Genomic DNA, 7,699 nt, shown 5'->3' with positions numbered 1-7,699 from the left:
GATGTAAGGGGCCGCGTCGTGGTGGGCACCGCGAAGCGGGCACGGCCCCTTACATACGGTGAAGCCGCCGGTGGCGCTCCCGCCGTCGTACTCATGAAGCCAGGTCGAGCATCAGGACGTCGTGGCGGATCCAGTCGATGACCTTGTCGAGGCCCTCGTCCGTTTTCAGGTTGGTGAAACAGAACGGCTTGTTGCCCCTGAACTCCTTGGAATCCCGCTCCATGACTGACAAATCTGCGCCGACGTGGGGTGCGAGGTCGGTTTTGTTGATGATGAAGAGGTCGGACTTGATCATGCCCTGGCCTGCTTTGCGGGGGATTTTTTCGCCCTGGGCCACGTCGATGATGTAGATGGAGAAGTCCACGAGTTCGGGGCTGAAGGTGGCGGAGAGGTTGTCGCCGCCGGATTCGACGAAGATCACCTGCAGGTCGGGGTGGCGGGTTTTGAGTTCCTCGATGGCGGCGGTGTTCATGGAGGTGTCTTCGCGGATGGCGGTGTGCGGGCAGCCGCCGGTTTCGACGCCGATGATCCGGTCCACGGGGAGGATGCCGTTGGCGGCTAGGATCTTGGCGTCCTCGATGGTGTAGATGTCGTTGGTGATGGCGGCCATGGAGATCTCGGCACTCATGTGCCGTGTGAGTCGCTCCACGAGCTGGGTTTTGCCGGCTCCCACGGGTCCGCCGATGCCGATTTTGATGGGTTCGCTCATTTTTCCTCCTGAATCGAAAGCACAGCTAGCTCATGAACATCCGGGCACGCTGGCGTTCGTGCCGCATTTGTGAAATTTCCAGCCCGGGGCTGACGGCGCCGAAGTCGTCCGGCGTGAGGTGCGCGATGGTGTCGATGGCGGCAGCGACGTCGTCGTGCGCTTTCCGCAGCACCCGCTGCCCGGCGTTCTGGCCCAGCGGAATGGCCCGCACGGCGTTCTGTGTCAGGGAGGTGACGGTGGCGAAGAGGTAGGCGGCGAGCGCCTCCTGGGGCGGAACGCCCAGTGAGCGGGCGACGACGGCGAACGCGAGCGGCTGGTGCCCGGCGGCCCGGCCCGTGGTCACCAGGTCCCGATACAGTGCGAGCTCGGCCGACGGAAACACCTCAGCGCCGATTTCCAGCAACCGAAGCCCCATCTTGCAGCTCGCCTCACGAACCTGCCGCGGCAAAAGAGAAGCAGAAAGAAGACCATCCAGCTCACCAACATCAGCCCCCTCATAAAGGAACCGAATGGCAAGCCCATCGGAATAAGTCAGCGACTGCGAGATGAACGCGGACAACCAAGCCCCAAAACCAGCCTCATCAGCGACAACACCGGCGTCGACATAGGTCTCAAACCCAAGCGAGTGCGCGAAGGCCCCAGTAGGAAGCGCAGAATCAGTGAGCTGCTGAAGAGCAAGCTGATAACTCATAACCGCGACCCCAAGGCGACGTACGCGCCCAACTGGGCGGAGGCGGGTGATAGGGGCCGCGGCGTGGTGGGCACCGCGAAGCGGGCACGGCCCCTATCACCCGCCGAAGCCCCCGCGCCGGCACCCACCGAAGGAGCCGAAGGCGCGGAGTCAGTGCGAGTGTTCAGCATGGCGGAAAGGCACAGGGAGCACGCGTTCCTGGCGGGTGTAGGGCACGGAGTTGTGGCGGAGGTAGTCCTCGACGGTGTGGTCGTAGGCGCACACCATGACCTCGGCCCCGTATTCGGAGGACGCGTCGAAGAACTGTGCCTGGAGGTGCCGGTTGCCCAGGGAGTGTGCGGTGACGCCCATTTCGGAGATGGTGCGGGGTGCGATGACCAGGACGTCGGTGGGCAGGACTGACACCACGATCATGTTGGATTCCTCCACGTGGAGGATGTCGCCGTCGCGGAGGTCACCGGAGCCGGAGGGGAGGCGGATGCCGATTTCCTTGCCGTGGTCGGTGGTGGCGCGCTGGATGCGTTTGACCAGCTGGGCGCTGGGCAGGACCACTTTTTCCTGGTGCAGGCCGGCGTACGCTTCGGGGTCCGGCAGCTCGTGCAGGTTGCCGAGGACTTTGTCGATGATCACGTGGTTTCTCCGGTGCTCTAGAACAGGAAGTAGCGCTGCGCCATGGGCAGGACGTCGGACGGCTCGCAGGTGACGTCCTCGCCGTCGACCGTCACTTGGTAGGTTTCCGGGTCCACCTGGATGTCCGGGGTTGCGTCATTGTATTTGAGGTCGGCTTTGGTGAGGGTGCGGATGCCGGAGACGGGCCGGATGACCTTCTCCAGCCCCAGTTCTTCGGGCACGCCGGCGTCGATGGCGGCCTGGGACAGGAAGGTGATGGAGGACTGCTGCATTGCCTTGCCGAACGTGGCGAACATGGGCCGCATGGTGCGCGGCTGCGGCGTGGGAATGGACCCGTTGGAGTCCCCCATCAATGCGTAGGCGATCTGCCCGCCCTTAAGCACCAGTTCCGGTTTGACGCCAAAGAAGGCCGGGTCCCAGAGGACCAGGTCGGCGAACTTGCCCACCTCCACGGAGCCCACCGAGTCCGCGATGCCCTGCGCGATGGCCGGGTTGATCGTGTACTTGGCCACGTACCGCTTCAGCCGGAAGTTGTCGCTGCCTGGCGAGCCGTGGGCGCCCGGGCCGGTTCCGCCGTCGGCCTCTTCCAGGACGCCGCGCTGCTTCTTCATCTTGTCCGCCACCTGCCACGTGCGGGTGATCACCTCGCCCACCCGGCCCATGGCCTGGGAGTCGGAGGAGGTGATGGAGAAGATGCCCAGGTCCTGCAGGACGTCCTCGGCGGCGATGGTCTCGGCGCGGATGCGGGAATCGGCGAAGGCCACGTCCTCGGGGATGTCCGGGTTGAGGTGGTGGCAGACCATCAGCATGTCCAGGTGCTCTTCGATGGTGTTGCGGGTGTAGGGCAGCGTGGGGTTGGTGGAGGCGGGCAGGACGTTGGGCATGCCCGCGATCTTGATGATGTCCGGTGCGTGTCCGCCGCCGGCGCCTTCGGTGTGGAAGGTGTGGATCACCCGGCCGTTGATGGCGCGGATGGTGTCCTCCACGAAGCCGCACTCGTTCAGGGTGTCGGTGTGGATGGCCACCTGGACGTCGTATTCGTCAGCGACGGTGAGGGAGGTATCGATCGAGGAAGTGGTGGAACCCCAGTCCTCGTGAACCTTCAGGCCGATGGCGCCGGCACGGATCTGCTCGGCGAGGGGTTCGACGGCGGACGCGTGGCCTTTGCCGAAGAGGCCGATGTTCACGGGCAGTCCTTCAGCTGCCTGCAGCATCCGCTGGATGTGCCATTTTCCGGGGGTCACCGTGGTGGCTTTGGTGCCTTCGGCCGGGCCGGTGCCGCCGCCGATCATGGTGGTCACTCCGCTGGCCAGGGCGGTGGGCACCTGGTCCGGGGAGATGAAGTGGATGTGGGTGTCGATGCCGCCGGCGGTGAGGATCTTTCGCTCGCCGGCGATGATCTCGGTGCTGGCGCCGATCACGATGTCCACGCCGTCCGTGATCTGCGGGTTGCCGGCCTTGCCGATGCGGAAGATGTGGCCGTCCTTGAGCGCGATGTCGGCCTTGTAGATGCCGGTGTAGTCAAGGATGACGGCGTTGGTGATGACGGTGTCAGGGATGTCCTGGTCGCGGGTGGCCTGGCCGTTTTGGCCCATGCCGTCGCGGATCACCTTGCCGCCACCGAACACCACCTCCTCGCCGTAGGCCGTGAAGTCTTTTTCGATCTCGAGAAACAGGTCGGTGTCGGCCAGGCGGATTTTGTCCCCGGCGGTGGGGCCGTACAGGTCCGCGTATTGCCGGCGTGGAATCTCGAAGCTCACTTGGCACCGTCCTCTGGCTTGCCCTGGCCGGCGAGCCTGCCGTTGACCGCGTTGCTGAGCCCGTACACCTCGCGCGAGCCGGCCAGTTCGATCAGCCGCACGCTGCGGGAGTCGCCGGGCTCAAACCGGGCGGCCGTTCCTGCCGGAATGTCCAGGCGCCGGCCGTAGGCCGCCTCCCGGTCAAAGGACAATGCCGCGTTGGCCTCGGCGAAGTGGAAGTGGGAGCCCACCTGGACGGGCCGGTCGCCGGTGTTGGTCACCGCCACCTCGATGGCCGCCCTGCCGGGGTTCGCCGTCACGGGTTCGGGCCGGAGGATGTACTCGCCTGGGATCATTGCGGCGCTCCTTAGCGGATCGGGTTGTGGACGGTGACCAGCTTGGTGCCGTCAGGGAAGGTGGCCTCGATCTGCACGTCATGGATCATCTCCGGCACGCCTTCCATGACGTCGTCACGGCCCAGCAGCGTGGTGCCGTAGCTCATGAGGTCGGCGACGGTCCTGCCGTCCCGGGCACCCTCGATAAGTTCGTAGCTGATGATGGCGACGGCTTCGGGGTAGTTCAGCTTTAGTCCCCGCTCCTGGCGGCGGCGGGCGAGGTCGGCGGCCACCACGATCAGGAGCTTTTCCTGCTCACGCGGCATCAGATGCATGGGGTTCCCTTCGACGGCCTGGGGTGTGCTGCCAGCCTAAGCCGGTCACGTTTCCGCCACGTTTCAGGTCCATCATCCGGACCGAACCTAGGGCGCGGACTCCCGGATCTTCAGCTCGAACCCCGATTCCACGTGCACGCCCTGCCCGGATGTTTCGCGGCCGCCGATCCGGTCCAGCAGCAGGCTGATCGAACGCTCCGCGATCTCGTCCATGCCCGGGGAGATAGTGGTCAGGGACGGGGACGCGAATCGTGCCTCGTCAATGTCGTCAAAGCCTGCCACCGCCACGTCCCCCGGCACGTTGACTCCCCGGATCAACAGTTCATGCATCGCGCCGAGTGCCAGGACGTCGTTCAGGCCGAAGACGGCGTCGAATTGGACGCCCGATGCCATCAGGCCTGCAACGGCGGCGGCACCCGTATCGCGGCGCCATTGAGCAGGGGCCACCAGTCCGGCGTCGAACGGGACGCCCGCCTGTTCCAGCGCCTTCCGGTACCCGTTCATCCGCAGGCCCGCGGTCCCGGTGGACTCCCCGGCGTTGGCGCCAATGACGGCAATACGACGGCGGCCGGCCTGCAGCAGGTGCGTGGTCAGCGCAGCCGCGGCTTCCTCGTTCTTCATGGTGACCAGGTCGAAGCGGGGATCAATGATGTGCTCGCCGAGCATCACCAGGGGTTTCGTGCCGGCGCGGGCGGCGATGGCGTCCGCGTCCACCACCAGCGGCGTAAAGAGCAGCCCGTCGGTGAGCTGCCGGAACGTCCCGTGCAGGGCGCTGAGTTCAACGGAAGCGTCAGCGCCGGACTGTTCCACCAGCACCCGGTAGCCGTGTCGTGATGCGGCCTTCATCAGCCGTGACGCCAGTTCAGCGTAATAGGGTGCCGAGAGGTCGGAGAAGACCAGGCCCAGCATGGACGTCTTGCCTGAGCGCAGGCTGCGGGCGGTGAGGTTGGCCTCATAGCCCAGCTCGGCAATGGCGTCCTGCACGCGCTGCTTGGTGGCCGGGCGGATGAACTCGTAGTCGTTCAGGACATTCGAGACCGTTTTGAGCGAAACGCCGGCCGCGCGGGCGACGTCGTTCATGGTGACTGCCATTAACGTTCTTTTCCTGCCTTCGCCGCCGCCTTGGCCGCCTGCTTGCTGGCCCGCACCTTGGCCAGGGATTCCGGGTCCACGATGTCCGCCACGGACAGGTAGGAGCCTTCTTCCCCGTAATTCCCGGCCGCTTCCCGCCACCCGGGCGCTTCAAGGCCACGCTGCTTGCCCAGCAGGGCCAGGAAGATCTTTGCCTTCTGCTCCCCAAAGCCGGGCAGCGCCGTGAGCCGTTTCAGCACCTCTGCGCCGTCGGGTGAGCCTTCGGTCCAGATGGCTGCGGCGTCGCCGTCCCATTCGTTCCGGACAGCCTCGGCGAGCGCCTGCACCCTGGCAGCCATGGAACCGGGGAAGCGGTGGACGGCGGGGCGCTCCTTGAACATCTCCACAAAGGCGGCGGGATCGTGCGCGGCAATGGCCTCGGGCTTCATGGATCCGATCCGGCTCCGGATCTTTTCGGGCCCGGCGAAGGCCGATTCCATCGTCACCTGCTGGTCCAGCAGCATGCCGGTCAGGAGGGCGAAGGCGTCCTCACTCAACAACTTGTCCGCGGCGGGATCCCCCGTGATGTGCAGTTCCATGCCGTCCATCCTCCCACCTGCGGGCCGTCGTCGTCATAAGGGCGCCTCCGCCCTGGTGCGGGGCCCGGTCAGGCCTCCACGGCGAGCCGGATCATGGACCAGGACACGGCCGGAAGCTCGGCGGTGAGCCGGCCGCCGTCGGTCTTGGCCGTGACGTTCTCCGCCGGCAGGACGGAGCTGGAATCGTCGGCCGTGGCCTGCCAGTAGGGGTCCTTGTTGGAGTACGTCAGCGCCTCGATCACCCTGACATTGCCCAGGCCGCCGACGGCGGCATCCAGGGTGAGTGCTCCGGTGGCGGAGCGGTTGACGGCGAACACCACCGCCTCGCCCTTCGCCGCGTCATAGGTGGCGACGGCGGACAGCGCGGCGAAGCCGGCGGTCGTGCCGCCGCTGACCAGGGGGGATTCGACGGCGAGCTGCAGGACGGTGCCGGACGCATGCCGGGAGGTCAGGGCGAACGGGTGGAAGGTGGTCTGCTTCCAGGACCGGCCGCCGGGTTCGGTCATGATGGGGGCGATGACGTTCACCAGTTGCGCCAGGCTCGCGGAATGGACCCGGTCGGTGTTGCGGAGCAGCGTGACCAGGAGGTCCCCCACCACCACGGCGTCCGCCACCGTGTAGGTGTCTTCCAGCAGGACCGGGGCCACCGGCCAGTCGTTGCCGCTGGGCACCTTGGATTCGCCACGGCTCATGTGCCAGACGTTCCACTCGTCGAAGGAGATGTTCACCTGCTTGGAGGACTTCCTGACGGACTTCACATGGTCGATGTGGCTGACTATGTCGCGGATGAATGCTTCCATCTTGTGCCCGGCGGCGAGGTGTTCCTGGAGGTCGCCGGAGTCTTCGAAGTACTGGTGCGCGGAGACCAGGTCCACCACGTCGTAGGTTTCGGTGAGGACCACCCGCTCCCACTCGCCGAAGGTGGGCATGGTGGGTCCTGAGCTGCCGCAGGCCACGAGCTCCAGGCCGGGGTCGATCATGCGCATTCCGCGGGCGGTGTCCGCGGCCAGCCTGCCGTACTCCTGGGCGTTCTTGTGCCCGATCTGCCAGGGTCCGTCCATTTCGTTGCCCAGGCACCACATCCTGATGCCGTAGCCGTTGGCGGCACCGTTGGCCCGGCGCTGCTCGGAGAGTGCGGTGCCGCCGTCGATGTTGCAGTACTCCAGCAGGTCAACGGCTTCCTGGACGCCGCGGGTGCCCAGGTTCACGGCCATCATGGGTTCCACGCCGGCCTTGGCGGACCATTTGGCGAACTCGTCCACGCCCACGGAGTTGGGGTCGGTGGAGTGCCAGGCCAGGTCCAGCCGGACGGGCCGCTGGTCCACCGGCCCTATTCCGTCCTCCCAGCGGTATCCGGAGACGAAGTTGCCGCCGGGATACCGCACCGTGGAGACCCCCAGTTCACGGGTCAGCTCAAGCACGTCCTTGCGGAAGCCGTCCTCGTCGGCGTCGGGGTGTTCCGGCTCAAAGATCCCGGTGTACACGCAACGCCCGAGGTGTTCCACGAAGGCGCCGAAGGTGCGCCGCCGGACGGGGCCCACTATGAAGGCGGGATCGATGGTGATCGTCGCCGGGGTGGATTCTGCTGGG

General features: G+C 66.1%; 9 protein-coding genes. All 9 read right to left on the bottom strand.

From position 1 onward, the window contains the following. Positions 1-91: 91 nt before the first annotated feature. Complete coding sequence (gene ureG, locus QFZ54_RS17515; protein ID WP_307089589.1) at positions 92-709, bottom strand: urease accessory protein UreG; 618 nt, start codon at positions 707-709, stop codon at positions 92-94. A 25-nt stretch (positions 710-734) separates the two neighbouring features. Beyond that, entirely contained in the window at positions 735-1,400 is a 666-nt protein-coding gene (locus tag QFZ54_RS17510) for an urease accessory protein UreF (protein WP_307089588.1), read from the bottom strand. A 150-nt stretch (positions 1,401-1,550) separates the two neighbouring features. Then, positions 1,551-2,030 carry an urease accessory protein UreE gene (gene ureE / locus QFZ54_RS17505; RefSeq protein ID WP_307089587.1) on the bottom strand — a complete coding sequence of 160 codons (480 nt, stop codon included), beginning with the start codon at positions 2,028-2,030 and terminating at the stop codon, positions 1,551-1,553. Between the two features lie 17 nt (positions 2,031-2,047). Further along, positions 2,048-3,790: an urease subunit alpha gene (ureC, locus tag QFZ54_RS17500; RefSeq protein WP_307089585.1), complete on the bottom strand. Its 1,743-nt coding sequence runs from the start codon at positions 3,788-3,790 to the stop codon at positions 2,048-2,050. Next, the gene (locus QFZ54_RS17495; RefSeq protein WP_307089584.1) at positions 3,787-4,125 is read right to left on the bottom strand and encodes an urease subunit beta; all 339 of its coding nucleotides are present in this window, start codon (positions 4,123-4,125) and stop codon (positions 3,787-3,789) included. The genes ureC and QFZ54_RS17495 overlap by 4 nt, the downstream gene beginning before the upstream one ends. A gap of 11 nt (positions 4,126-4,136) precedes the next feature. Next, a complete protein-coding gene (locus QFZ54_RS17490) occupies positions 4,137-4,439 on the bottom strand; it encodes an urease subunit gamma (protein WP_307089582.1) in 303 nt (100 codons plus the stop codon). 87 nt (positions 4,440-4,526) lie between these two features. After that, positions 4,527-5,531 carry a LacI family DNA-binding transcriptional regulator gene (locus QFZ54_RS17485; protein WP_307089580.1) on the bottom strand — a complete coding sequence of 335 codons (1,005 nt, stop codon included), beginning with the start codon at positions 5,529-5,531 and terminating at the stop codon, positions 4,527-4,529. Continuing rightward, positions 5,531-6,109, bottom strand: coding sequence for an HhH-GPD-type base excision DNA repair protein (locus QFZ54_RS17480; RefSeq protein WP_307089577.1), 579 nt, complete (start codon positions 6,107-6,109; stop codon positions 5,531-5,533). Before QFZ54_RS17480 ends, QFZ54_RS17485 begins: the two co-directional genes overlap by 1 nt. 68 nt (positions 6,110-6,177) lie before the next feature. Next, on the bottom strand, positions 6,178-7,699 hold a 1,522-nt coding region (gene arfA / locus QFZ54_RS17475), incomplete at its 5' end, for an arabinosylfuranosidase ArfA (RefSeq protein ID WP_307089575.1).

It is taken from the genome of Sphingomonas faeni, assembly GCF_030817315.1.
In the GTDB taxonomy this organism is placed as follows: domain Bacteria; phylum Pseudomonadota; class Alphaproteobacteria; order Sphingomonadales; family Sphingomonadaceae; genus Sphingomonas; species Sphingomonas faeni_C.
Note: the sequence above shows the minus strand (reverse complement) of the source record. Positions and strands in the feature narration are given on the sequence as shown.